Genomic DNA, 24,758 nt, shown 5'->3' on the forward strand with positions numbered 1-24,758 from the left:
GGTAGTTTCACGCATCAAAACAGCAGACACAAAAAAGCCCCTATCACGGGGCTTTCAGCGATTTTCGATTCTTCTTACAGAGTCTCGAAATCATGTGATGGTGCGGACGGAGAGACTCGAACTCTCACACCTTACGGCGCCAGAACCTAAATCTGGTGTGTCTACCAATTTCACCACGTCCGCCAAGCAGGGCTTAAACGAAAACGCCAGGCAGCGCCTGGCGTTTTCGGGAATATGGGGTGGACGAAGGGGATCGAACCCTCGACACCAGGAGCCACAATCCTGTGCTCTACCAACTGAGCTACGCCCACCATATTGCATTTGCTTGTGCCAGAGTCCGTAATGGCGCACCCGGCAGGACTCGAACCTGCGACCATCCGCTTAGAAGGCGGATGCTCTATCCAGCTGAGCTACGGGCGCTTTATCTGCATTCTGTTCGGAGCGCAGACTTGAAGCTCCGGCTATTGAAGAAATCACCTTCTTCGAAAGCCATCTTACCCAGCAGCAGGCTGTGCTCGACAAGCGGGGCGAATGTTATAGAGGCTCCAAACAGTCGTCAACAGCAAATTTAAAAAAATTTCAGTTAGATAAAGGAGTTACAGGTGCTGGTAGCTGCTTCGCCTTTGCCACATCGCCGCGACATGCGAGAATACGCGCCCTTTCCAAGTCCTCTCCTATGGTTAACCAAGCGTCATGACCGCAAAACTGATCGACGGTAAAACGATTGCTGCCAACATTCGCCAACAGATCTCCGGTCGTGTTGCCGAACGACGCGCCCAAGGGCTCCGCGCTCCCGGCCTAGCGGTAATTCTGGTGGGGAGCGACCCGGCCTCCCAGGTTTACGTGGCGCACAAGCGCAAGGATTGCGAGGAGGTAGGCTTCAACTCGGTCGCTCATGACCTGCCGAGCGATACCCGCCAGGAAGATTTGCTGGCGTTGATCGATCAGCTCAACGCCGACGCGTCCATCGACGGCATCCTGGTACAGCTGCCCCTTCCAAAGCACCTCGACGCCTCTCAGCTGCTCGAACGCATCCGCCCCGACAAGGACGTGGATGGATTCCACCCCTACAACGTCGGCCGCCTGGCCCAACGCATGCCGCTGCTGCGTCCTTGCACCCCGAAGGGGATCATGACGCTGCTGGAAAGCACAGGGTTCGACCTGCACGGCCTGGATGCCGTAGTCGTGGGCGCCTCCAATATCGTCGGCCGACCGATGGCACTGGAGCTCCTGCTCGCCGGTTGCACCACGACCGTGACTCATCGTTTTACCCGCAACCTGGCCGAGCACGTCCAGCGTGCCGACCTAGTCGTGGTCGCCACCGGCATCACCGGGCTGGTCAAGGGCGAATGGATCAAGCCCGGCGCGATCGTCATCGATGTAGGCATCAACCGCCAGGCCGATGGGCGCCTGCTGGGTGATGTGGAGTTCGGGCCGGCCAGCGAACGCGCCGCCTGGATCACCCCTGTCCCGGGTGGCGTGGGTCCGATGACCCGCGCCTGCCTACTCGAAAATACGTTGCATGCAGCCGAACACCTGCACGGCTGATACCCAGAGCTGAAACAAGAACGGCACCTTTCGGTGCCGTTTTTGATTACGTCGCTCCTTATTCAGCCAGACGCCAGGTCGTACCGCCCTTTCCATCCTCCAGCACCACACCCATCGCGGTGAGCTGGTCGCGGATGCGATCGGATTCGGCCCAGTTCTTTTCAGCTCGAGCCGTGAGGCGCGCAGCGATCAGTGCTTCGACTTCAGCTGCATCGACCTTCGCCGCCGCACCAGCTTGCAGGAAGGCTTCAGCCTCGAGCTGCAGCACGCCCAATACGCTAGCCAATTCCTTGAGGCGCGCAGCTAGCTGCGCAGCTGCGGCCGGATCAGACTCACGCAGGCGATTGACCTCACGGATCATATCGAACAGCACTGCGCAGGCTTCAGGCGAGTTGAAGTCATCATCCATCGCCGTAGCGAAGCGAGCAACGAACTCGTCACCACCCGCAGGCGCTACATTCGGCAAGCCCTTGAGGCCGTTGTAGAAGCGTTCCAGCGCGCTCTTCGCTTCGCGCAGACTGTCTTCCGAGTAGTTGATCGGGCTGCGGTAGTGACTGGACACCAGCAGATAGCGCACCACCTCCGGATGGTACTTTTCCAGCACTTGGCGAATGGTGAAGAAGTTGCCCAGGCTCTTGGACATCTTCTCGCCGTCGACGCGCACCGCACCGGCGTGCATCCAGGTATTGGCGTACTGCTTGCCGGTGGCCGCTTCGCTCTGCGCGATCTCATTTTCGTGGTGCGGGAACACCAGATCCGGACCGCCACCATGAATGTCGAACGTCTCGCCCAGGCAGCAGGTGGACATCACCGAGCACTCGATATGCCAGCCCGGACGCCCTGCGCCCCATGGCGAATCCCAGCTAGGCTCGCCCGGTTTGGCGCCCTTCCACAGCACGAAATCCAGCGGATCTTCCTTGGCCTCATCGACCTCGATGCGCGCACCGATCTTCAGGTCCTCGATCTTGCGCCGCGACAGCTTCCCATAACCGACGAACTTGCCGACCCGGTAATAGACATCACCATTGCCCGGCGCATAGGCGAAGCCCTTGTCGATCAGCGCCTGGATCATCGTGTGCATGCCGGCGATATGGTCAGTCGCACGCGGTTCGATATCCGGACGCAGTACGTTGAGGCGAGTTTCGTCCTCGTGCATGGCAGCGATCATACGCTCGACCAGCGCCTGGAACGGCTCGCCGTTCTCGCTGGCACGGCGAATGATCTTGTCGTCGATGTCGGTGATATTACGCACGTAGGTCACGTCGTAGCCGCGATGGCGCAGCCAACGGGTGACCACGTCGAACGCGACCATTACCCGGGCATGGCCGATGTGACAGAAGTCATAGACCGTCATGCCACAGACGTACATGCGCACCTTGTTGCCTTCCAGCGGGCGGAACGCTTCCTTGGTCTTGCTCAGGGTGTTGTAGATCGCCAGCACCATCATTGACCCCAGGAGTCACGTAGCGTGACGGTGCGGTTGAACACGGGAGCACCCGGCTTGCTGTCCTTCAGGTCGGCGCAGAAATAGCCTTCGCGCTCGAACTGGAACCGCTCTTCAGGTTCGGCATTGGCCAGCGACGGCTCGGCACGGCACCCCCTGAGCACAACCAGCGACTCCGGATTGATGTTGTCGAGGAAGCTACCGCCCTCCTCGTCCTTTTCCGGATTGGCGGAGCGGAACAGGCGGTCGTACAGGCGCACCTCACATTCGACGCTATCGGCTGCCGGAACCCAATGGATCACACCCTTGACCTTGCGGCCTTCCGGGTTTTTTCCCAGGGTGTTTTCGTCATAGCTGCAGCGCAGCTCGGTGACATTGCCAGCCTCGTCCTTGATCGCCTCATCGGCACGAATCACGTAGCTACCGCGTAGACGCACTTCGCCGCCCGGAATCAGCCGTTTGAACCCGGCCGGCGGGACCTCTTCAAAGTCGCTCGCATCGATGTAGATCTCACGACTAAATGGCAGCACCCGCACGCCCATATCCTGCTTGGGATGGCACGGCAGTTCGAGGTTCTCGACCTGGCCCTCCGGGTAGTTGGTGATCACCACCTTGAGCGGCTTGAGCACGCACATCGCACGCGCTGCGTTGGCGTCCAGGTCCTCACGAATCGCGAACTCCAGCATGCCGATGTCGACCACACCACCAGCACGGTTCACGCCGATCATGTCGCAGAAGTTACGGATCGACGCCGGGGTGTAGCCGCGGCGCCGGAATCCGGAGAGCGTCGACATCCGCGGGTCGTCCCAACCACTCACATGCTTCTCATCGACCAGCTGCTTGAGCTTGCGCTTGCTGGTGATGGTGTAATTCAGATTGAGACGAGCGAATTCGTACTGACGCGGCTGCGCCGGCACCGGCAGGTTGGCCAGGAACCACTCGTAAAGCGGACGGTGATCCTCGAACTCCAGTGTGCAGATCGAATGCGTGATGCCTTCGATGGCATCCGACTGACCATGGGTGAAGTCATAGCTGGGGTAGATGCACCACTTGTCGCCGGTCTGGTGATGATGAGCGTGACGAATGCGATAGAGGATCGGATCACGCAGGTTCATGTTCGGCGAAGCCATATCGATCTTCGCCCGCAAAGCCCGGGCACCATCCGGGAACTCGCCGGCCTTCATGCGCGCGAACAGATCTAGGTTTTCCTCTACCGAACGCTCGCGGAACGGGCTGTTCTTGCCGGGCTCGGTCAGGCTGCCACGGTATTCGCGTGCCTGCTCGGGCGTCAGGTCGCAGACATAGGCCTTGCCAGCCTTGATCAGGTGGATGGCCCACTCGTGCAACTGATCGAAATAGTTGGAGGCGTAGCGCTCTTCGCCCGCCCACTGAAAGCCCAGCCACTCGACGTCACTCTTGATGGCGTCGATGTATTCCTGGTCTTCCTTGGCTGGGTTGGTGTCATCAAAGCGCAGGTTGCACTCGCCACCGAACTCCTTCGCCAGGCCAAAGTTCAGGCAGATCGACTTGGCATGCCCGATATGCAGGTAACCATTGGGCTCCGGCGGAAAGCGGGTGACGATCTTGGCGTGCTTGCCGGCGTCCAGATCAGCCTGAACGATCGGGCGGAGAAAGTTGCTTGCGGCGGGAGTCTCGGGCTTGCTCATGATGTCCTTAACGATCAGCGAGTGCGGCTCAGGGTAGGCCGGCCAAATCAAAGCGCCTATCATAGCGGACCCGTCAACCCCCTGACAGAGCAATGCGCCCAGGCGGCACTGCCATCAGCGGATGACGACAGTCGGTAACGACGACCCTTGCAGCGGTCTGCCCCGCCCCATCAAAAACGGAATCTCATCCCGATGATCAAACTGCACACCAACTACGGCGTCATCACCGTCAATCTATTCGAAGACAAAGCTCCGGAAACCACTGCCAACTTCAAGGAATACGTGAAGAGCGGCCACTACGACGGCACCATCTTCCATCGCGTAATCAGCAACTTCATGATCCAGGGTGGCGGTTTCGAATCTGGCATGAAGCAGAAGCCCACCCGTGCACCGATCAAGAACGAGGCCAACAACGGCCTATCGAACAAGACCGGCACCCTGGCCATGGCCCGCACCATGGAGCCGCACTCCGCTTCCGCGCAGTTCTTCATCAACGTGAAGGACAACGACTTCCTCGACCATAGCGCGCCGACCGTTCAGGGCTGGGGTTATGCCGTATTCGGTGAAGTAACCGACGGCATGGACGTGGTCGAGAAGATCAAAGCCGTTGCGACCACCATGAAGTCCGGCCATCAGGACGTCCCGGTGGAAGACGTGGTGATCGAGAAGGCTGAGATCGTCGAGTAATCGCGAGTGATCCTGCTGATCTCGGATCTGCATCTGGAAGAGGAACGCCCGGACATTACCCGGGCGTTTCTGCATTTTCTAGAAACACGCGCGGGCCAGGCCGAAGCGCTGTACATCCTCGGCGACTTTTTCGAGGTCTGGATCGGCGACGACGCAATGACGCCGTTCCAGCGCTCGATCGCCGACTCCCTACACGCCTTGAGCGAGCGCGGCACGCGCATCTACCTGATGCATGGCAATCGTGACTTCATGCTGGGCAAAGGCTTCTGCCGCGCAGCAGGCTGCACGTTGCTGGGCGACCCGAGCGTGGTCGAGCTCTGTGGTGAGCGCGTCCTACTGATGCATGGCGACAGCCTGTGCACGCGCGACGAAGGCTACATGCGGCTACGACGCTTGCTACGCAATCCGCTCAGCCTGTTCATCCTGCGCAATCTACCGCTGTCCACTCGCCGAAAACTGGCGCGCAAGCTGCGCAATGAAAGTCGCACCCAGACGCGCATGAAGGCTTCGGACATCATCGATGTCACCCCGGAACTTATCCCTCGCGTACTCGCCGAGCATGGCGTGCAGACGCTGATTCACGGGCATACCCATCGCCCGGCGATGCATGAGCTGGAAGTGAACGGCCAGCCGGCGCGGCGCATCGTGCTCGGCGATTGGGACCGCCAAGGCTGGGCGTTACAAGTCGACGAGAAAGGCTTTCAGCAAGCCCCGTTCGATCTAAGCTAAGCCGCTAGCGGCACACCACTGTGAAAGCGAAACTCGGCGTCCGGGCTTTCGATGAGCTCGCGCTCACGCTCACGTACCCGGATGATCGTGGCATCAACATCGGCAGCGTCGCCGTACTCGTACGCCAGCTTCAGATAGTCCTGAAAGTGCCGCGCCTCGGATTTGAGCAGACCGTGATAGAACTTACCCAGCTCTTCATCCAGGTACGGGACCAGCATGGCGAAGCGTTCGCAGGAGCGCGCCTCGATAAAGGCACCGATCACTAGCGTATCGGTCAGTCGATACGGCTCATGATTGCGCACGAGCTCGCGCAGACCGGCCGCATAGCGCGAGGAGCCGACATTGCGCAGCGGAATTTCACGTCGACGGACTATTGCCAGCACCTGTTCGAAATGACGCAACTCTTCGCGCGCCAGCCGCGACATCTTGTTCTGCAGGTCGGGTTTGTCGACATAGCGGAACATCAGCTGGAACGCCGCGCCCGCCGCCTTCTTCTCACAGTTGCCATGATCAATCAGCATCACATCCTGATTCTGCAAAGCTGCGTCCACCCAAGCAGCGGGCGTGGCACAACCGAGGAAATCATTCAGATCAGGAAGCATGTCGAACCCTGCATATTCAGGAACAAAATAAGCGGGTGGTGACGTGGCACCGCCGCGCGTCGGGCGGGCATTATACGAATGCCGCGCGGAGCATCCAGCCTTGCTTGACGTACATCACGGCTGACATCCCAGGCTTGTCTATAGTTGACCAACCCGCATCTGGAAATGGAGCCGATCATGCAAGCCATACGCTGCATCCTCGTGGTAATTGACCCGAACCAGCCACAAGAGCTGGCATTGAAACGCGCACGCCTGATCTCGAGCGTCAGCCAGTCCCACCTGCATCTGCTGACGTGTGATGCGAAGCATGATCACAGCTCACACCTGGCAGCGCTGCGCGAACAACTCGAAAGTGAGGGCCACCAGGTAAGCACGCAACAAGCCTGGCACGACAGTCTTCACCAAACGATCATCACGGTGCAGCAGGCAGAAGGCTGCGGACTGGTCGTCAAACAGCACGTACCGGATAACCCGCTCAAGCGTGCGCTGCTGACCCCCGAGGACTGGAAGCTGCTGCGCTACTGCCCGTGCCCGGTACTCATGGTGAAAACCGCGAATCCGTGGACGGGAGGCAACATTCTGGCCGCGGTGGACGTCGGCAATTCCGATCTGGAACACCGCACCCTGCATGCAACGATCATCAATCATGGCTATGAGATCGCCAGCCTTGCCGATGGCAAGTTGCACGTTATCAGTGCGCATCCCTCAGCCATGCTCTCTGCTGCAGATCCGGCATTCCAGCTCAAGGAAACGATCGAGGCGCGCTACCGTGAGGCCTGCAAGCGATTCCAGGAAGAGTTCGATATCCCGGACGCTCAACTACATGTCGAGGAAGGCCCAGCCGATGCCCTTATCCCAAGGGTTTGCCATCAGCTCAAGGCCGTGGTGACGGTCATAGGCACCGTGGCGCGAACCGGCTTCTCAGGCGCGCTGATGGGCAATACCGCTGAAGTGGTGCTCGACACGCTGGAAAGCGACGTGTTGGTGCTAAAACCCGACGACATCATCGACCATCTCGAGGATCTGGTCCGCCATTGACCCCATGAGCGAAAGTCCCGCCGGGCTTTCGCTTCAAACTCTGACATCCAGGCCTTCGAGAAGAAAGCGCGGCGCGATGTACCGCTCGTAATGGGCCTCGGAAAGCAGGAAGAACTCCTGATCGATGGCATCGCGCAGCTCTGGAAGCGGTCGATCGCGAAACTCGGGCAATAATGCAACCCCATACGCCTCAAGCTGCTGGATGACTCGCGCTCCGCGAGCGATCAACTGGTAGGCCCAGCAATACGGCGACTGCTCCACCACGAAGCGCACCTGTCTGCTCTCAAGCTGCTGGCGCAATAGTTGGGCGTCGAACACCTCAAGCTTGGCAGTCATGACCTGCGCCAACAGAATTTCCAGACGCCGCCATACCGCTCGCTTTTCCTCTTCATCGTAGGTGTTCCAGTTGACCACCTCGTGATGAAAGCGCTTGCACCCGCGGCAGACGATATCGCCGTAAACCGTAGAACATAGGCCGATGCAGGGGGTTTTGATGCGCTGTATGGACATGAGCGAAGCAGGTTGGTGACGGGCCGAGCATCTTAGACTTTTGTCCTAGCATGGTCACCCACGTTAGAACTGCGGACACTCAACACATCGCTACAAGCCCAGCCCAGACGGGCCGTGGCCTTGCGCACCAGGTGCGCCAGCCAAGGCTCCAGCGCTGCGCGTTACCGGTGGTCGACTTAACTTTCAGGCCTGTTTCCAGTAGTATTGGCCCGCCGTTTTTGGCGCCACATTCCATACGAAGCTGTTTTCAAAGCGTCACGAGCACAGTTGAACCGGCTGCGTGCCGGATGCGCAGATTTGTCTCTCTCCTGCCCATTCGGCCTCGCCCGCCCGGCGTAAAACTTTGAAAACAGCTTCCGGATGCGCGTCCCGAAACACCCAAGGGACCAATGATGAGGGTAAAAACTGTGCTTGAAGCCTATCGCAAACACGTAGAAGAGCGTGCCGCCCAGGGCGTCGTGCCCCAGCCGCTGAACGCCGAGCAAACTGCAGGCCTGGTCGAGCTGCTGAAGAACCCGCCGGCCGGCGAAGAAGAATTCCTCGTTGATCTGATCACCAACCGCGTCCCTGCTGGCGTCGACGAAGCCGCCTACGTCAAGGCCGGCTTCCTGTCCGCCCTGGCCAAGGGTGAAACCTCCTCGCCGCTGCTGAGCAAGCAGCGCGCCGTCGAGCTGCTGGGCACCATGCAGGGCGGCTACAACATCTCCACCCTGGTTGAGCTGCTGGACAGCGCCGAACTGGGCGCAGTTGCCGCCGAGCAGCTCAAGCACACCCTGCTGATGTTCGACGCCTTCCACGACGTAGCCGAGAAAGCCAAAGCCGGTAACGAGCATGCCAAGGCAGTGATGCAGTCCTGGGCCGATGGCGAGTGGTTCACCAACCGCCCGGCAGTTGCCGAAAAAGTTTCCCTGTCCGTATTCAAGGTCACTGGCGAAACCAACACCGACGACCTGTCGCCTGCTCCAGATGCCTGGTCGCGCCCCGACATCCCGCTACACGCCCTGGCCATGCTGAAAATGGCCCGCGACGGAATCAATCCGGACGTACCGGGCTCGGTCGGCCCGATCAAGCAGATGGAAGAACTGAAGGCCAAGGGTTTCCCGGTTGCTTACGTCGGCGACGTGGTCGGCACCGGTTCCTCGCGCAAGTCGGCCACCAACTCCGTGCTGTGGTTCTTCGGTGACGACATCCCGAACGTGCCGAACAAGCGCGCAGGCGGCTTCTGCTTCGGCACCAAGATCGCTCCGATCTTCTACAACACCATGGAAGATGCCGGCGCCCTGCCGATCGAATTCGATTGCAGCAACCTGGCCATGGGCGACGTGATCGATGTCTATCCTTACGCTGGCAAGGTCTGCAAGCACGGCACCGACGAAGTCATCACCACCTTCGAACTGAAAACCGACGTCCTGCTGGACGAAGTCCGCGCTGGCGGCCGTATCCCGCTGATCATCGGCCGCGGCCTGACCGAAAAGGCCCGCGCCGAGCTGGGTCTGGCACCATCCACCCTGTTCAAGAAGCCAGAAGCGCCGGCTGACAGCGGCAAGGGCTTCACCCTCGCGCAGAAGATGGTCGGTCGCGCCTGCGGCCTGCCGGAAGGCAAGGGCGTACGTCCGGGCACCTACTGCGAGCCGAAGATGACCACCGTCGGCTCCCAGGACACCACTGGCCCGATGACCCGCGACGAACTGAAGGACCTGGCTTGCCTGGGTTTCTCCGCCGATCTGGTCATGCAGTCGTTCTGCCATACCGCTGCCTACCCGAAGCCGATCGACGTCAACACCCACCACACCCTGCCGGACTTCATCATGAACCGCAGCGGCGTGTCCCTGCGTCCGGGCGACGGCATCATCCACAGCTGGCTGAACCGCATGCTGCTGCCGGATACCGTCGGCACTGGTGGTGACTCGCACACCCGCTTCCCGATCGGCATCTCCTTCCCGGCCGGTTCCGGTCTGGTCGCCTTCGCTGCCGCCACTGGCGTCATGCCGCTGGACATGCCGGAATCCGTACTGGTGCGCTTCAAGGGTCAGATGCAGCCTGGCATCACCCTGCGTGACCTGGTTCATGCCATCCCCTACTACGCCATTCAGCAGGGCCTGCTGACTGTCGAGAAGAAGGGCAAGAAGAACATCTTCTCCGGCCGTATTCTCGAGATCGAAGGTCTCAACCAGCTGACTGTAGAACAGGCATTCGAGCTGTCCGACGCCTCTGCCGAGCGTTCGGCTGCCGGCTGCACCATTAAGCTGCCGGAAGACTCGATCGCCGAGTATCTGAAGTCCAACATCACCATGCTGCGCTGGATGATCAGCGAGGGTTACGGTGATGCCCGCACCCTGGAGCGCCGCGCTCAGGCGATGGAAGCGTGGATCGCCGATCCGAAGCTGCTGGAAGCAGACAAGGACGCCGAATACGCTGCAGTGATCGAGATCGACCTGGCCGAAGTGAAAGAGCCCGTGCTCTGCGCACCGAACGACCCGGACGATGCCCGCCTGCTGTCCACCGTTGCTGGCGAGAAGATCGACGAAGTCTTCATCGGTTCCTGCATGACCAACATCGGCCACTTCCGCGCTGCCGGCAAGCTGCTCGACAAGGTCAAGGGTGGCATTCCGACTCGTCTGTGGCTGGCTCCGCCGACCAAGATGGACGCCCATCAGCTGACCGAAGAAGGCTACTACGGCATCTACGGGAAGGCTGGCGCGCGTATGGAAATGCCGGGCTGCTCCCTGTGCATGGGTAACCAAGCTCGCGTTCAGACCGGTTCGACTGTCGTGTCCACTTCGACTCGTAACTTCCCGAACCGCCTTGGCGACGCCACCAACGTCTACCTGGCATCGGCCGAACTGGCAGCAGTAGCTTCCATCATCGGCAAGCTGCCGACCGTCGAGGAATACATGGAGTACGCGAAGAACATCGACAGCATGGCTGCCGATATCTATCGCTACCTGTCCTTCGACCAGATCGCCGAATTCCGTGACGCTGCGGAAAAGGCCAAGATCAAGGTCGTTGAAGTCTGATGACGCGGTAAGGCAATAAGAAAACCCCGCTTCGGCGGGGTTTTTTATGCGTGGAACTCTTTTAGATCTGCCTCCGCTTAATCGCCAAAACAAAAAGCAACAGTCCCGGCCCGGTCACTATTCGCGTCACAACAATAGGCCAACACTTCATCGACAAAGCATCTGCCCATATGAATGCCGCAGTAGCAACGAAAGGCCGCCCCCAACAAGACATAATCCTTTTTTCCGGACAAAGAAAAGCCCGGGCTAGCCGGGCTTTTCCAGGAGCAGCTGGCTCGGGTTACTGAACCTGAGCTTCTACTTCAGCCTCAACGCGACGGTTGATCTGACGACCTTCCTCGGTGGAGTTGTCCGCAACCGGACGGGACTCACCGTAACCTACGGAATTCACGCGACCACCTTCAACACCATACTCGTTGACCAGAACGTTGCGCACCGCTTCGGCGCGACGCTCGGACAGACGCTGGTTGTACTGGTCAGTACCGACCGAGTCGGTGTGACCTTCAACAGTGGTGCTGGTCTGCGGGTACTGCTGCATGAAATCAGCGAGGTTCTTGATGTCGCTGTAGCTCTCTTCACGAACGCGCGACTTATCAAAGTCGAATTTCACGTCCAGCTCGACACGCACCAGCTCCGGTGCAGGTTCCGGCTCGTTGTCGACGATCGGAGCCGGGGCCGGCTCTGGAGTCGGCTCAACAGCTGCAACCTGGCGGGCGCCGCCGCCAAAGTTCAGACCAACGCCAACGCCAGCCATCCACTCGGCTTCGTCCGCATCGATGTTGTACATGCCGTCGACGCTGGCCTTGGCGAAGAAGTTCTCGGTGAAGTAATACTTCAGACCGGTACCAACATTAGCGAAGGTGCTGCGATCGCGACCACCACGGTCAGCCTGACCGATGCTCTGGTGAGCGACACCAGCGGAGACGTAAGGACGCAGACCTACACCCGGCGCGCCGAAGTGATAAGCGGCATCGAGGGAAGTCAGGCTGCCCTTGATGTTCTTGTGGCTGCCATCGGTACCAACCGGATCTTTGGAGGTCAGGTCGTGGTACTCGCCATAGGAAAGGCCCAGCGAAACATCGTCGGTCAGGAAGTAGCTCACGCCAGCGCCGTAGAGCTCACCGTCACGCTGAACGTCACGCGAGCTATCGGTGAAGTAGTGCTTACCGAACGCTTCCACCTCTACGGCACCCTGTCCTTGGGCCAGCGCGCTGAGAGAAGTGGCGGCAACCATCGAACCGATAACGACGCCTAAGGTGTTTTTAAGTTTCATCCGTAAATCCCCATCTGGTGGTTAGAATCAGAACAATCTAAGGAAACCGGCTGTCTGTATGCCCAAGCTGTTCGCAAGGTATAAGACAAGTTTCCGGGATTAAGTTTCAGCTGTATCGGAAAATTTTTCGCGTAGCTTATCGAGCGCACGTTTGTAGCGCATCTTCGTTGCGCTTAGACCCATGTGCATGATATCCGCTATTTCTTGGAACTCGAGTTCGGCAACAAAACGCAACACCAATATCTCGCGATCAATAGGATTCACATGCACGAGCCAACGATCGAGTCCCGTCTTCTCTTCGATCTTGGGAGCCTTTTCGTCTGAAGCCTCCTCTAGCGGGTCCAGACTAAGCGCATCGAGCAGACGTCTTTTTCGACGCTCCTTGCGATATTGAGTAATACATTCGTTATAAGTGATGCTATATAGCCATGTTTTAAACTTCGATTTGCCTTCGAAGTTTTTCAAGCCATATAAAACCTTAAGCATTACCTCCTGACATACATCGTCCGCGTCCCGCTCGTTGCCCAAGTAACGCGCACATACATTGAACAGCGTGCGCTGATATCGCCGCATCAACTCTTCATACGCACGCGTTATATGAAATAGTTCGACATGAGCGTGCTGCACCAGCTCTTCGTCGGTGAGCTGGCGGGGGTCGTAGCGCGATACGGACGATGAAGTTTTAGTCAAGACGCTTCGAGCCGGCAGTCGGAGGCACGGCCCCTGCTTAAGGAAACCGTAAAAAAGGCGACGTATTTTACCAGAATCGCAAGGCTAGCGGCTGCCAACACATTGTTCGAGCAGCTCTTTGTTAGCGACGGAAACCAACTCGCCGTCGTCGGTCAGCAGCAACGTCTTGACCGTTCCGATCTCCTCGATCTGCCCTTCAATATCCGCCATACGCACCCGTTGACCGACCTCGTAGAGTTCACGCACATAGATGCCGGCCAGTATCTGCGATACCAGCTCGCGGCTACCGAGGCCAAACGCAAGCGCAACCGCCAGGCCAACGGTAATCAGCACGATGGCGATGACATAGTTGAGGAGCTCGGTTTTCACCTCGAGTTGCCCGATCGCAACCGAGATACTGATGATGATCACCAGCCCCTGGGCCATACGCGCCAGGCCATTGGCGTAATCCAGCCCTACACCCTCGGCCGCACCGCGAACCAGACCGCTGAGCAATTGCGCCAGGAGGACGCCGGCGAGCAGGATCAATGCCGCACCGAAGACCTTGGGCACGTAGAGTGCCAGCATGTCCAGCGTTGCCGATACCCGCTCCAGGCCAAGCGACTCGGCGGCCGATACCAAGAAAATGAGCAGTACGAACCAGTACACCACCTTGCCGATCAGCGCGGAGACGGGAACTCGAATTCCTGCTCGGCTAAGGAGTTTGGTGAGCCCAGTTCCGGCCATCAAGCGATCCAGCCCAATCTTGGCAAGAACCTTGGATAGCAGCGTATCAAGCAGTTTGGCTACAACGAAGCCGAGCAGTACAACGACCAGCGCGCCGAAAAGCCGAGGGATGAAGCCCGCGACAGATGCCCAGAGCGAACTCATTGCCGCTAGAAGACTTTGGGTCCAGGGATCGAATTCCATGATCAATCAGCCTTATCGAACGAACAGTTAGGTGTTTCTCGGCGAGAAACCGGAGCGACATGGCCCGAGCCGCTATTGACGGCAATCATCAGAGCCTTCAGCCAGTGACCGATCAGCGCAAACAGGTCGCCGGCGCCAACCTGGCGGTTGGCCGTTTTCAACACACGGCCCAAGCAAGCATCGTCGTCATGAACCGAGGGTTTGTTGAGCAGGTCGCGCAGGGATTCTTCAAAGGGATCGCGCATGCAAACCTCACTAAAGTATGTGGTCTAGACGGCTTACGGCTGGGTAGGAGTCACATTCACACCCAACGCAGCCGTCGCAGGAGCCACCATTGCAACAGCGCGACGCTGCCTATGAGCAAACAGGCGACGACAAAACCATAGGAAAACTCTGCCCCCGGGATCCCGCCTACGTTTATGCCCAATAGCCCGGTCAGAAAGCTCAACGGCAGGAAAAAGCCGGTGATGATAGCAAGCAGGTACATGGTGCGGTTCATCCGCTGATTGAGCCTACGGTGCTCCGACTCGACCACCAGATTGACTCGCTCGCGTATCATCTCGAGCTCTTCCAGATACCGGGTGAGCCGGTTGCTGAGTTCATTCCAGTATTCGGTGTCGTCCTCGGCAAACCAGCTGAAGTGAGTACGCGTCATCTGCCCGTAGAGCTCTCGTTGCGGCAACAGAAAGCGCCGCAAGCTTGCGGCCTGCCGTCGCAAGCAAAGCATCGAAGCGTGCTCCAAGGTGGACTGCGGATCGCCCTCGATCCGCTCTTCCTCGGCATCAATACGCTCGGCCAACTGTGTGACCAGATCATCCACCCGCTCGGTCATCGCCTCTGCCAGATAGAGCAGCAGTTCAGAAGCCGATTTCGGCCCCCTACCCTCCAACAGCAATTGAATCACGACCTCGGTTGAGCGCAGCGGACGAAGCCGAAGCGAGATGACGCGCTGCCGATCCGCGAATACGCGCACGGAAACCATATCCTCCGGCTCGGCGTCGGGGTTCAGATTCACTCCCCGTAAAAACAACAGGAGTTCCTCCTGCTCCAGCGCCAACATGCGAGGCCGAGTATTTTCTTCGAGCAGCACATCGCACGCGAATGCAGTCAAGCCACTTCGCCTGCGCAGCCAGTCCTGTGCCTGCGGCTGGCTGCGATCCCAGTGCAGCCAGATACTCTCGTTAGCCGCAAGCTGGAGCTCATGCAGGTCGCCATAGCCAATCTGCCGAGCACCGCCGCTGCCATTCAGAACAAAGGCGTGAATCAACCCGCTCTGTTCGCTTTCATTTTCCCGCATCTATCCGTTCCATCATTGCTCATGAAAAGCCCGGCATCGCCGGGCTTAGAGTGAGGGCACGCACATTCGTCAGCGCCGGTGTTATTCCGGCATCGAGAGCGGCTCAGGCGACACGATGATGCCGTTGTTATCGGCATACACATATTCACCTGGGCGGAACGTTACGCCGCAGAAAGTCACCGGAACATTTAGATCACCGATGCCGCGCTTGTCGGTCTTCATTGGGTGGCTGGCCAGCGCCTGCACACCAAGCTCGGTCTGCGCAAGAACGTCAACGTCACGAACGCAACCGTAGATGACCAAGCCTTCCCAGCCATTGCGTGCGGCTTTCTCGGCAAGCATGTCGCCCAGCAGAGCACGACGGAGCGACCCGCCACCGTCGACTACCAACACCTTGCCGGTTCCGTCGATGTCGACCTGATCCTTGACCAGGGAATTGTCCTCGAAACACTTGATGGTCACGATTTCTCCACCGAAGGAGTCGCGACCACCAAAGTTGCTGAACAGCGGCTCGACGACCTGCACCAGGTCCGGATAGGCGTCGCACAGATCAGGCGTGACGTATTGCATGGGAAGCTCCTTCTGCTTGGAAATTACGGCGACATCCAGCGTACAACCATCTAGGCGCGCATATTAGCCGCTAGGTGTCAGAGGCGGAACGGGATTGCAAGGTCGGACATTATCAGCACCAATGAAAACGGGGCTGACGCCCCGTTTTCATTACTACTTCAGCGATCAGATTTCGCGATCGGCAAGGAAGAACCAGGTATCCAGGACCGAGTCCGGGTTCAGGGACACGCTCTCGATGCCCTGCTCCATCAGCCACTTGGCCAGATCCGGGTGGTCCGAAGGCCCCTGACCACAGATACCGATGTACTTGCCGGCCTTGTTGCACGCCTGGATGGCGTTGGCCAGAAGCTTCTTCACCGCCGGATTACGCTCATCGAACAGGTGGGCGATGATGCCGGAGTCACGGTCCAGGCCGAGGGTCAGCTGAGTCATGTCGTTCGAGCCGATGGAGAAGCCATCGAAGAACTCCAGGAACTCATCAGCCAGCAGGGCATTGGATGGTAGTTCGCACATCATGATGACCCGCAGGCCATTCTCGCCGCGCTTGAGGCCGTATTTGGCGAGCAGATCAATGACCTGCGAGGCTTCACCCAGGGTGCGCACGAAAGGCACCATCAGCTCGACGTTGGTCAGGCCCATGACGTCGCGGACCTTCTTCATCGCACGGCATTCGAGCTCGAAGCAATCACGGAACGAGTCGCTGATATAACGCGAGGCACCGCGGAAGCCGAGCATCGGGTTCTCTTCTTCCGGCTCGTACAACTTGCCGCCGATGAGATTGGCGTACTCGTTGGACTTGAAGTCCGAAAGGCGCACGATGACCTTCTTCGGCCAGAACGCCGCAGCCAGGGTACTTACGCCCTCGACCAGCTTCTCAACGTAGAAGTTGACCGGATCGTCGTAGCCAGCGATGCGCTTCTCTACACTGCTCTTCACATCTGCAGGCAGGCCGTCGAAGTTCAGCAGTGCCTTGGGATGCACGCCGATCATGCGGTTGATGATGAACTCGAGACGGGCCAGGCCGACACCTTCGTTCGGCAGATGCGCGAAATCAAAGGCACGATCAGGGTTACCGACGTTCATCATGATCTTGAACGGCAGCTCCGGCATGGCGTCGATGGAGTTCTGACGAATGTCGAAGCCCAGTTCGCCATCGAAGATTAGGCCAGTGTCGCCTTCGGCACAGGAAACGGTGACGCGCTGACCATCTTTCAGCATTTCGGTGGCGTTACCGCAGCCAACGACCGCCGGAATCCCCAGCTCGCGAGCGATGATTGCCGCATGGCAGGTACGCCCGCCACGGTTGGTGACGATCGCGCTGGCGCGCTTCATAACCGGCTCCCAATCCGGGTCGGTCATGTCGGAAACCAGCACATCGCCCGGCTGGACCTTGTCCATTTCGCTGACGTTGTGGATGACCTTGACCGGACCTGCGCCGATTCGCTGACCGATGGCACGGCCTTCGACCAGCACGGTGCCTTTTTCCTTCAGCAGATAGCGCTCCATGACATTGGCGCTGCTGCGGCTCTTCACGGTTTCCGGACGCGCCTGGACGATATACAGCTGGTTGTCGTCGCCATCTTTGGCCCACTCGATGTCCATCGGACGCCCGTAGTGCTTCTCGATGGTCATGGCCTGCCTGGCCAGATTGCTCACTTCTTCGTCGGTCAGGCAGAAGCGCATGCGATCGGCTTGGTCGACATCGACGGTCTTGACCGACTTGCCGGCGCTGGCTTCAGCGCCGTAGACCATCTTGATCGCCTTGCTGCCCAGGTTGCGGCGCAGGATTGCCGGGCGACCAGCTTCCAGCGTGTGCTTGTGGACATAGAATTCATCCGGATTGACCGCGCCCTGAACGACAGTTTCACCCAGCCCGTAGGCGCCGGTGATGAACACCACGTCACGGAAGCCGGATTCGGTATCCAGGGTGAACATGACGCCGGCGGTGCCGGTTTCCGAGCGGACCATGCGCTGCACACCGGCAGACAGGGCGACCAGTTTGTGATCAAAGCCCTGATGCACGCGGTAAGCAATGGCACGGTCATTGAACAGCGAGGCGAACACTTCCTTGGTCGCGCGGATCACGTTGTCCACGCCACGGATGTTGAGGAAGGTTTCCTGCTGACCAGCGAAGGAAGCGTCCGGCAGGTCTTCTGCAGTGGCCGAGGAGCGAACCGCGACCGCCATATGGTCGTTACCACCGGACATTTCTGCGAATGCACTGCGAATGTCGGCATCCAGCTTCGGCGGGAATTGCGCCTCCATGACCCAACCGCGAATCTGCGCGCCGGCTTTGGCGAGGGCGTTGACGTCATCCACGTCCAGCGCATCGAGAAGCGCATGGATCTGCTCGTTGAGACCGCTGAGCTCCATGAAATCACGATAGGCCTGGGCCGTAGTGGCGAAACCGCCAGGCACCGAAACACCTGCGCCTGCGAGGTTGCTGATCATCTCGCCGAGGGAGGCGTTCTTGCCCCCTACACGCTCAACGTCATGATTGCCGAGCTTATCGAGGGAAACTACGTACTCTACCAAGGTGATCTCTCCACATTAGTGTTGGAAACTCAACCGGGGCCTGGCCGCACGACTGTGGCCCGACCCTGCAAAATAAGTAACAATGCCCGCCAACCGGGCTCGGCGAAGGGCCTACTATAGCTGGGAACCGTTCTCGACTTAAGGCCCAAGGCACATGAAACGAACTGCTTTCTTCATTTCTGACGGCACAGGCATCACCGCGGAAACTCTGGGCCATAGCCTTCTGGCACAGTTCGAGAACATAACCTTCACGAAGCTGACCCGCCCGTACATAGACACTGCGGAAAAAGCGCGTGCCATGGTACAGCAAATCAATAATGCCGCGGAGAAGGACGGTGGCCGGCCGATCATCTTCGACACGCTGGTAAACCAGGAAATCCGTGACATTCTGGCCGAATCCAATGGCTTCATGATCGACATCTTTTCTTCGTTCCTTGCTCCGCTGGAACATGAGCTGATGTCACGTTCCTCGTATTCCGTTGGGAAGTCTCACTCCATCAGCCACAACTCCAACTACATGGAGCGCATCGAGGCCGTCAACTTCGCCCTCGATAACGATGATGGCGCCCGCACCCGCTATTACGACAAGGCCGACCTGATTCTCGTCGGCGTTTCCCGCTGTGGCAAAACGCCAACCTGCCTGTATATGGCGATGCAGTACGGTATTCGCGCCGCCAATTATCCGCTGACTGAGGATGATATGGAGCGCCTGCAGCTTCCCAGCGTTCTCAAGGAATACAAGGACAAGCTGTTCGGCCTCACCATCGACCCCGACCGTCTGGCTGCTATTCGTCACGAGCGCAAGCCCAACAGCCGTTACGCCAGCTTCGCTCAGTGCGAATTCGAAGTCCGCGAGGTGGAAAGCCTGTTCCGCCGCGAGAACATCAACTACATCAACTCCACGCATTTCTCGGTTGAGGAAATCTCCGCCAAGATCCTGGTGGAGAAAGGCGTCGAGCGCCGACTCAAATAAGCGCCGCTTCGCTAGACAACAAAAAGTCCGCTTGGTGCGGACTTTTTGCGTTTTTTAACCAGAAAAAATCGCTTTCCGGCAGCTGAAGCGCATCAGAATGCGTCGCCCGGCACACGCACCCAGCCTTCCATCAGCACGCGCGCGCTGCGGCTCATGATCGCCTTGGTAACGGTCCACTGGTCGTCGATCTGCTTCGCCTCGGCACCGACGCGCAGCGTGCCGGACGGATGGCCAAAGCGCACGGCCTGTCGTTCACCGCCGCCTGCAGCAAGATTGACCAGCGTACCGGGCACTGCCGCCGCGGTGCCGATGGCCACCGCGCAGGTGCCCATCATCGCGTGGTGCAGCTTGCCCATGGATAAAGCCCGCACGAGTAAATCCACCTCACCGGCTTCGATGGTCTTGCCGGAAGACGCCCGATAGCTTTTCGGCTTGGAAACGAAGGCGACCTTTGGCGTGTGCTGGCGGGTCAGTGCCTCGTCCGCGGTCTTGATCAAGCCCATGCGCAGTGCACCGGCCACACGAATCGACTCCAGACGAGCCAGAGCATCCGGATTGCCGTTGATATCCTCACGCAGTTCGGTGCCCTGGTAGCCGATGTCCTCGGCATTGACGAAAACCGTCGGGATGCCAGCGCTGATCATGGTCGCCTTGAGCATACCTATGCCGGGAACATCGAGATCATCGACCAGGTTGCCGGTTGGAAACATCGAACCGCCCTCCTCTCCGTCGTCGGACGGATCGAGGAATTCCAGCACGATCTCGGCAGCCGGAAAGGTCACTCCGTCCAGCTCGAAGTCGCCGGTTTCCTGCACTTGGCCATTGGTGACCGGTACGTGGGCGATGATGGTCTTGCCGATGTTGGCCTGCCAGATCCGCACCACACAGGTGCCGTTCTGCGGAATACGCTCAGCATCCACCAGCCCGGCATGCAGCGCGAATGCACCTGCGCCGGTGGACAGGTTGCCGCAGTTGCCGCTCCAGTCGACGAAGGGCTTGTCGATGGAGACCTGGCCATAGAGGTACTCGACGTCATGATCAAGTCGGGTGCTCTTCGACAGGATCACGCACTTGCTGGTGCTGGACGTGGCGCCACCCATGCCGTCGATATGCGCCGAGTACGGGTCGGGGCTGCCGATCACGCGCATGAACAGCTTGTCGCGCGCCGCACCGGGCACCTGACAGCTTTCCGGCAGGTCTTGCAAGCGGAAGAACACGCCCTTGCTGGTGCCGCCACGCATATAGGTCGCGGGTATCTTGATCTGAGGCTGATGAGCCATGAGTGACTCCTGGCTGAAAAATGAATGGTCCGTAGGGTGGATCGCGCTTTACCGCGAGGTCGATGCGGCGGATGGAAAAAGCGCCATCCACCCTACGAGGCCGGACGGTCACGCCTGACCGAGGAAGTCCTTGGCGAAACGCTGCAGTACGCCGCCGGCCTGGTACACGCTGACTTCCGCCGCGGTATCGAGGCGGCAGGTGACCGGAACACGGGTTTCTTCACCATTCTTGTGGTGAATGACCAAGGTCAGGTCGCAGCGAGGCGACAGCTCGCCTTCGATATCGAAGGTTTCGGTGCCATCCAGGCCAAGGGTCAGGCGCGTGGTGCCCGGCTTGAACTCGACCGGCAACACGCCCATGCCCACCAGGTTGGTGCGATGGATACGCTCGAAGCCTTCAGCGACGATCACCTCGACACCGGCCAGGCGCACGCCCTTGGCCGCCCAGTCACGCGAGCTGCCCTGACCGTAGTCGGCACCGGCCACGATGATCAGGTTCTGCTTGCGGTTCATATAGGTTTCGATGGCTTCCCACATGCGCATCACCTTGCCTTCCGGCTCGACGCGGGCCAGCGATCCCTTCTGCACCTTGCCACCGACCACGGCCATCTCGTTGACCAGCTGCGGGTTGGCGAACGTCGCCCGCTGCGCGGTCAGGTGGTCGCCGCGGTGGGTAGCGTAGGAGTTGAAGTCCTCCTCCGGCAGGCCCATCTTCGCCAGGTACTCACCGGCAGCCGAATCCAGCAGGATCGCGTTAGATGGCGACAGGTGATCGGTGGTGATGTTGTCCGGCAGGATCGCCAGCGGACGCATGCCCTTGAGCGTACGCTCGCCGGCCAGCGCGCCTTCCCAATACGGAGGGCGGCGAATATAGGTCGACATCGGGCGCCAGTCGTACAGCGGGCTCTTGGCTTCCTCGATGGTGCCCAGATCGAACATCGGGATGTAGATCTGCTTGAACTGCTCCGGCTTGACCGAGGACGCGACGATGGCGTCGATTTCCTCGTCGGACGGCCAGAGGTCCTTCAGGGTGATCGGGTTGCCGTTCTTGTCGGTGCCCAGCACATCCTGTTCGATATCGAAGCGCACGGTACCGGCGATGGCGTAGGCCACTACCAGGGGCGGCGAAGCAAGGAAAGCCTGCTTGGCGTACGGATGGATACGACCGTCGAAGTTGCGGTTACCGGAGAGGACTGCGGTGGCGTACAGGTCACGCTCGATGATTTCCTGCTGGATCACCGGATCCAGCGCACCGGACATGCCGTTACAGGTGGTGCAGGCGTAGGCGACGATGCCAAAGCCGAGCTTTTCCAGCTCGCTCAGCAAGCCGGCCTCTTCCAGATACAGCTTGGCGACCTTGGAACCTGGCGCGAAGGACGTCTTCACCCAGGGCTTGCGCACCAGACCCAGCTCGTTGGCCTTCTTCGCCAGCAAGCCGGCGGCCACCACGTTGCGCGGGTTGGAGGTGTTGGTGCAGCTGGTGATGGCAGCAATGATCACTGCACCATCGGGCAGCAGGCCTTCGGCCTCTTCGGCACGCGCTGCAGCCAGCTTGTCTTCGTCGGCGATGCCGCGCTCATGCAGCGCGGAGGTCGGCAGGCGCTTGTGCGGGTTGCTCGGGCCGGCCATGTTACGCACAACGCTGGACAGGTCGAATTCGAGCACGCGCTCGTATTCGGCACCTTCCAGCGCCGTCGCCCATAGGCCCGTTTCCTTGGCGTACTGCTCGACCAGCGCGACCTGCTCCGGCTCGCGGCCGGTCAGCTTGAGGTAATCGATGGTCTGCTGGTCGATGTAGAACATCGAAGCGGTGGCGCCGTATTCCGGACACATGTTGGAGATGGTCGCGCGATCGCCGATGGTCAGGCTGTCGGCACCTTCGCCGAAGAACTCAACCCAGGCTCCGACCACACGTTCCTTGCGCAGGAACTCGGTTAGCGCGAGGACGATATCGGTGGCGGTGATGCCAGGCTGACGCCTGCCGGTCAGGCGTACGCCGACGATGTCGGGCAGGCGCATCATCGACGGCAGACCGAGCATCACGGTTTCGGCTTCCAGGCCGCCGACGCCGATGGCGATGACGCCCAGCGCATCGACGTGCGGGGTGTGCGAATCGGTACCGACGCAGGTGTCTGGGAAGGCCACGCCACCGCGAGCCTGGATAACCGGCGACATCTTCTCCAGGTTGATCTGGTGCATGATGCCGTTGCCGGCCGGAATCACGTCGACGTTCTTGAAGGCCGTCTTGGTCCACTCGATGAAGTGGAAGCGGTCCTCGTTGCGACGCTCTTCGACGGCACGGTTCTTCTCGAAGGCATCCGGATCGAAGCCGGCAAATTCCACCGCCAGCGAATGGTCGACGATCAGCTGCGTCGGCACCACCGGGTTGACCTTCGCCGGGTCGCCGCCTTGCTCCGCGATCGCGTCGCGCAGACCGGCGAGGTCAACCAGCGCGGTCTGGCCGAGGATGTCATGGCAGACCACGCGCGCCGGATACCAAGGAAAGTCGAGGTCGCGCTTGCGCTCGATGATCTGCTTCAGCGAATCGGTCAGCGCTTCGGGCTCACAGCGACGCACCAGCTGTTCGGCCAGTACGCGGGAGGTATAGGGCAGCTTGTCGTAGGCGCCCGGCTGAATGGCTTCGATCGCCTCGCGGGTATCGAAGTAGTCAAGCCCAGTGCCTGGCAAAGGTTTGCGGTGTTGTGTATTCATGCCGGAAGAACTCAATCCAGTAATGTTCCGTGGGGCGAGGTCTGGGGAGCTTGTGAGACAAGCCCCCCGCTCCGATCAACGCTGGGCGATCGGGACGACCTTGCGCTGTTCCGGACCGATGTATTCGGCGCTCGGCCGAATGATCCGGTTGTTGCTGCGTTGTTCGAACACATGGGACGCCCAGCCGGTGACGCGCGAACAGACGAAGATCGGCGTGAACAGCTTGGTGGGAATGCCCATGAAGTGATAAGCGGAGGCATGGTAGAAGTCGGCGTTGGGGAAAAGCTTCTTCTGTTCCCACATGGTTTCGTCGACAGCCACCGAGACTGGGTAGAGCACGGTATCGCCCACTTCGTCAGCTAGCTTCTTGGCCCAGACCTTGATCACCTCGTTGCGCGGGTCGGAAACGCTGTAGATCGCGTGACCGAAGCCCATGATCTTGTCCTTGCGCTCGAGCATGCCAAGGATCGCTTCGCGGGCTTCTTCCGGACTCTTCCACTGCTCGATCATGTCCATCGCCGCTTCGTTGGCGCCGCCATGCAGCGGGCCGCGCAGCGAACCGATGGCACCGGTCACGCAGGAATAGAGGTCGGACAGGGTCGAGGCGCAGACCCGTGCGGTGAAGGTCGAAGCGTTGAACTCGTGCTCGGCGTAGAGGATCAGCGAAACGTTCATCACCTTGACGTGCAGGTCGCTCGGCTTCTTGTCGTGCAGCAGCGCGAGGAAATGACCACCCAGAGTGTCTTCATCGCTGGTGCAATTAATGCGGACACCGTCGTGGGTGAAGCGATACCAGTAGCACATGATCGCCGGGAACGCCGCCATCAGACGCTCAGCCACATCGCGCTGCTGGTCGAAGCTCAGCTCCGGCTCCAGCGTGCCGAGCACTGACGAACCGGTACGCATGACGTCCATCGGATGTGCGCTGGCCGGGATGCGCTCGAGCACTTCCTTCAGCGCCTGCGGCAGGTCGCGCATGGTCTTCAGGCGATTCTTGTAATCCGCCAGTTGCTGAGCGGTGGGCAGCTCACCGTAGAACAGCAGGTAGGCCACTTCCTCGAAATCGCATTCGGCCGCCAGATCGCGCACGTCGTAGCCGCGGTAGGTCAGCCCGGCGCCGGTCTTGCCGACAGTACACAGGGCAGTCTGTCCGGCGATCTGTCCGCGCAGACCCGCACCGCTCAATACTTTTGCTTCAGCCATTGCTATCTCCTTATTGGATTTGTTCTGGATACCGCAAATCACGTTGAAAAATGGATCGCAAAGCGCCCGCTGGC

Annotated in this window: 20 protein-coding genes and 3 tRNA genes; 6 read left to right on the top strand and 17 right to left on the bottom strand. The window is 59.6% G+C overall.

The genetic code is table 11. The features are described from left to right. Window positions 1–98: 98 nt before the first annotated feature. The 3 genes from UIB01_RS11450 to UIB01_RS11460 all read right to left on the bottom strand — a co-directional run bounded on the left by UIB01_RS11450 (window position 99) and on the right by UIB01_RS11460 (window position 420). Window positions 99–183: transfer RNA gene (locus UIB01_RS11450), tRNA-Leu, on the bottom strand. 52 nt (window positions 184–235) lie between these two features. Then, window positions 236–311, bottom strand: a tRNA-His gene (locus UIB01_RS11455). A gap of 32 nt (window positions 312–343) precedes the next feature. After that, window positions 344–420 (bottom strand) — tRNA-Arg (locus tag UIB01_RS11460). Window positions 421–693: 273 nt separating this feature from the next. On the opposite strand from UIB01_RS11460, the gene folD reads away from it, so the two are divergent. Continuing rightward, window positions 694–1,548: a bifunctional methylenetetrahydrofolate dehydrogenase/methenyltetrahydrofolate cyclohydrolase FolD gene (gene folD / locus UIB01_RS11465; RefSeq protein WP_038660353.1), complete on the top strand. Its 855-nt coding sequence runs from the start codon at window positions 694–696 to the stop codon at window positions 1,546–1,548. Window positions 1,549–1,606: 58 nt separating this feature from the next. Here folD and cysS read toward each other — a convergent pair whose 3' ends face one another. Then, on the bottom strand, window positions 1,607–2,992 hold the full coding sequence (cysS, locus tag UIB01_RS11470) for a cysteine--tRNA ligase (RefSeq protein ID WP_038665699.1): 1,386 nt from the start codon (window positions 2,990–2,992) through the stop codon (window positions 1,607–1,609). After that, entirely contained in the window at window positions 2,992–4,659 is a 1,668-nt protein-coding gene (locus UIB01_RS11475) for a glutamine--tRNA ligase/YqeY domain fusion protein (protein WP_038665702.1), read from the bottom strand. The genes cysS and UIB01_RS11475 overlap by 1 nt, the downstream gene beginning before the upstream one ends. Before the next feature lie 192 nt (window positions 4,660–4,851). Here UIB01_RS11475 and UIB01_RS11480 point away from each other — a divergent pair, with 192 nt between their 5' ends. Then, window positions 4,852–5,346: a peptidylprolyl isomerase gene (locus UIB01_RS11480; protein ID WP_023444350.1), complete on the top strand. Its 495-nt coding sequence runs from the start codon at window positions 4,852–4,854 to the stop codon at window positions 5,344–5,346. Window positions 5,347–5,352: 6 nt separating this feature from the next. Continuing rightward, the gene (gene lpxH / locus UIB01_RS11485) at window positions 5,353–6,075 is read left to right on the top strand and encodes a UDP-2,3-diacylglucosamine diphosphatase (protein ID WP_038660357.1); all 723 of its coding nucleotides are present in this window, start codon (window positions 5,353–5,355) and stop codon (window positions 6,073–6,075) included. On the opposite strand, the gene UIB01_RS11490 is transcribed toward lpxH, so the two are convergent. Continuing rightward, the gene (locus tag UIB01_RS11490) at window positions 6,072–6,677 is read right to left on the bottom strand and encodes a MiaE family protein (RefSeq protein ID WP_038660360.1); all 606 of its coding nucleotides are present in this window, start codon (window positions 6,675–6,677) and stop codon (window positions 6,072–6,074) included. The two genes, lpxH and UIB01_RS11490, sit on opposite strands and share 4 nt — an antisense overlap. 177 nt (window positions 6,678–6,854) lie before the next feature. On the opposite strand from UIB01_RS11490, the gene uspL reads away from it, so the two are divergent. Then, the gene (gene uspL / locus UIB01_RS11495; protein ID WP_038665705.1) at window positions 6,855–7,715 is read left to right on the top strand and encodes a universal stress protein UspL; all 861 of its coding nucleotides are present in this window, start codon (window positions 6,855–6,857) and stop codon (window positions 7,713–7,715) included. A 33-nt stretch (window positions 7,716–7,748) separates the two neighbouring features. Here uspL and UIB01_RS11500 read toward each other — a convergent pair whose 3' ends face one another. Further along, on the bottom strand, window positions 7,749–8,225 hold the full coding sequence (locus UIB01_RS11500) for a DUF1289 domain-containing protein (protein WP_038660363.1): 477 nt from the start codon (window positions 8,223–8,225) through the stop codon (window positions 7,749–7,751). Between the two features lie 407 nt (window positions 8,226–8,632). On the opposite strand from UIB01_RS11500, the gene acnB reads away from it, so the two are divergent. Further along, complete coding sequence (gene acnB, locus UIB01_RS11505; protein WP_038660366.1) at window positions 8,633–11,242, top strand: bifunctional aconitate hydratase 2/2-methylisocitrate dehydratase; 2,610 nt, start codon at window positions 8,633–8,635, stop codon at window positions 11,240–11,242. Between the two features lie 280 nt (window positions 11,243–11,522). Here the strand turns inward: acnB and UIB01_RS11510 are convergent, their stop codons facing one another. The 7 genes from UIB01_RS11510 to ppsA form a co-directional block, all read right to left on the bottom strand. Beyond that, the gene (locus UIB01_RS11510; RefSeq protein WP_038660369.1) at window positions 11,523–12,515 is read right to left on the bottom strand and encodes an OmpA family protein; all 993 of its coding nucleotides are present in this window, start codon (window positions 12,513–12,515) and stop codon (window positions 11,523–11,525) included. 99 nt (window positions 12,516–12,614) lie between these two features. Then, window positions 12,615–13,205, bottom strand: a complete 591-nt coding sequence (gene sigX / locus UIB01_RS11515; RefSeq protein ID WP_038660372.1) for an RNA polymerase sigma factor SigX — start codon at window positions 13,203–13,205, stop codon at window positions 12,615–12,617. Between the two features lie 84 nt (window positions 13,206–13,289). Next, a complete protein-coding gene (locus tag UIB01_RS11520; RefSeq protein ID WP_038660375.1) occupies window positions 13,290–14,114 on the bottom strand; it encodes a mechanosensitive ion channel family protein in 825 nt (274 codons plus the stop codon). Between the two features lie 2 nt (window positions 14,115–14,116). Then, window positions 14,117–14,359 carry a hypothetical protein gene (locus UIB01_RS11525; RefSeq protein WP_038660378.1) on the bottom strand — a complete coding sequence of 81 codons (243 nt, stop codon included), beginning with the start codon at window positions 14,357–14,359 and terminating at the stop codon, window positions 14,117–14,119. Between the two features lie 56 nt (window positions 14,360–14,415). Next, window positions 14,416–15,411 carry a divalent cation transporter CmaX gene (gene cmaX / locus UIB01_RS11530; RefSeq protein ID WP_038660381.1) on the bottom strand — a complete coding sequence of 332 codons (996 nt, stop codon included), beginning with the start codon at window positions 15,409–15,411 and terminating at the stop codon, window positions 14,416–14,418. Window positions 15,412–15,492: 81 nt separating this feature from the next. Then, window positions 15,493–15,981 carry a ribonuclease E activity regulator RraA gene (rraA, locus tag UIB01_RS11535; RefSeq protein WP_038660384.1) on the bottom strand — a complete coding sequence of 163 codons (489 nt, stop codon included), beginning with the start codon at window positions 15,979–15,981 and terminating at the stop codon, window positions 15,493–15,495. Window positions 15,982–16,146: 165 nt separating this feature from the next. Then, window positions 16,147–18,516, bottom strand: coding sequence for a phosphoenolpyruvate synthase (gene ppsA, locus UIB01_RS11540; protein WP_038660387.1), 2,370 nt, complete (start codon window positions 18,514–18,516; stop codon window positions 16,147–16,149). Between the two features lie 154 nt (window positions 18,517–18,670). On the opposite strand from ppsA, the gene ppsR reads away from it, so the two are divergent. Next, window positions 18,671–19,489 carry a posphoenolpyruvate synthetase regulatory kinase/phosphorylase PpsR gene (gene ppsR / locus UIB01_RS11545; RefSeq protein WP_003284586.1) on the top strand — a complete coding sequence of 273 codons (819 nt, stop codon included), beginning with the start codon at window positions 18,671–18,673 and terminating at the stop codon, window positions 19,487–19,489. A gap of 92 nt (window positions 19,490–19,581) precedes the next feature. Here ppsR and prpF read toward each other — a convergent pair whose 3' ends face one another. The 3 genes from prpF to prpC all read right to left on the bottom strand — a co-directional run bounded on the left by prpF (window position 19,582) and on the right by prpC (window position 24,684). Then, a complete protein-coding gene (prpF, locus tag UIB01_RS11550) occupies window positions 19,582–20,769 on the bottom strand; it encodes a 2-methylaconitate cis-trans isomerase PrpF (protein ID WP_038660391.1) in 1,188 nt (395 codons plus the stop codon). A gap of 108 nt (window positions 20,770–20,877) precedes the next feature. Beyond that, window positions 20,878–23,481 (bottom strand): Fe/S-dependent 2-methylisocitrate dehydratase AcnD, encoded by a 2,604-nt coding sequence (acnD, locus tag UIB01_RS11555; protein WP_038660394.1) that lies wholly within the window; start codon window positions 23,479–23,481, stop codon window positions 20,878–20,880. 75 nt (window positions 23,482–23,556) lie between these two features. Beyond that, the gene (gene prpC / locus UIB01_RS11560) at window positions 23,557–24,684 is read right to left on the bottom strand and encodes a bifunctional 2-methylcitrate synthase/citrate synthase (protein ID WP_038660397.1); all 1,128 of its coding nucleotides are present in this window, start codon (window positions 24,682–24,684) and stop codon (window positions 23,557–23,559) included. Window positions 24,685–24,758: the final 74 nt, after the last annotated feature.

Origin of the sequence: Stutzerimonas decontaminans (assembly GCF_000661915.1) — a bacterium.
Classification (GTDB): domain Bacteria; phylum Pseudomonadota; class Gammaproteobacteria; order Pseudomonadales; family Pseudomonadaceae; genus Stutzerimonas; species Stutzerimonas decontaminans.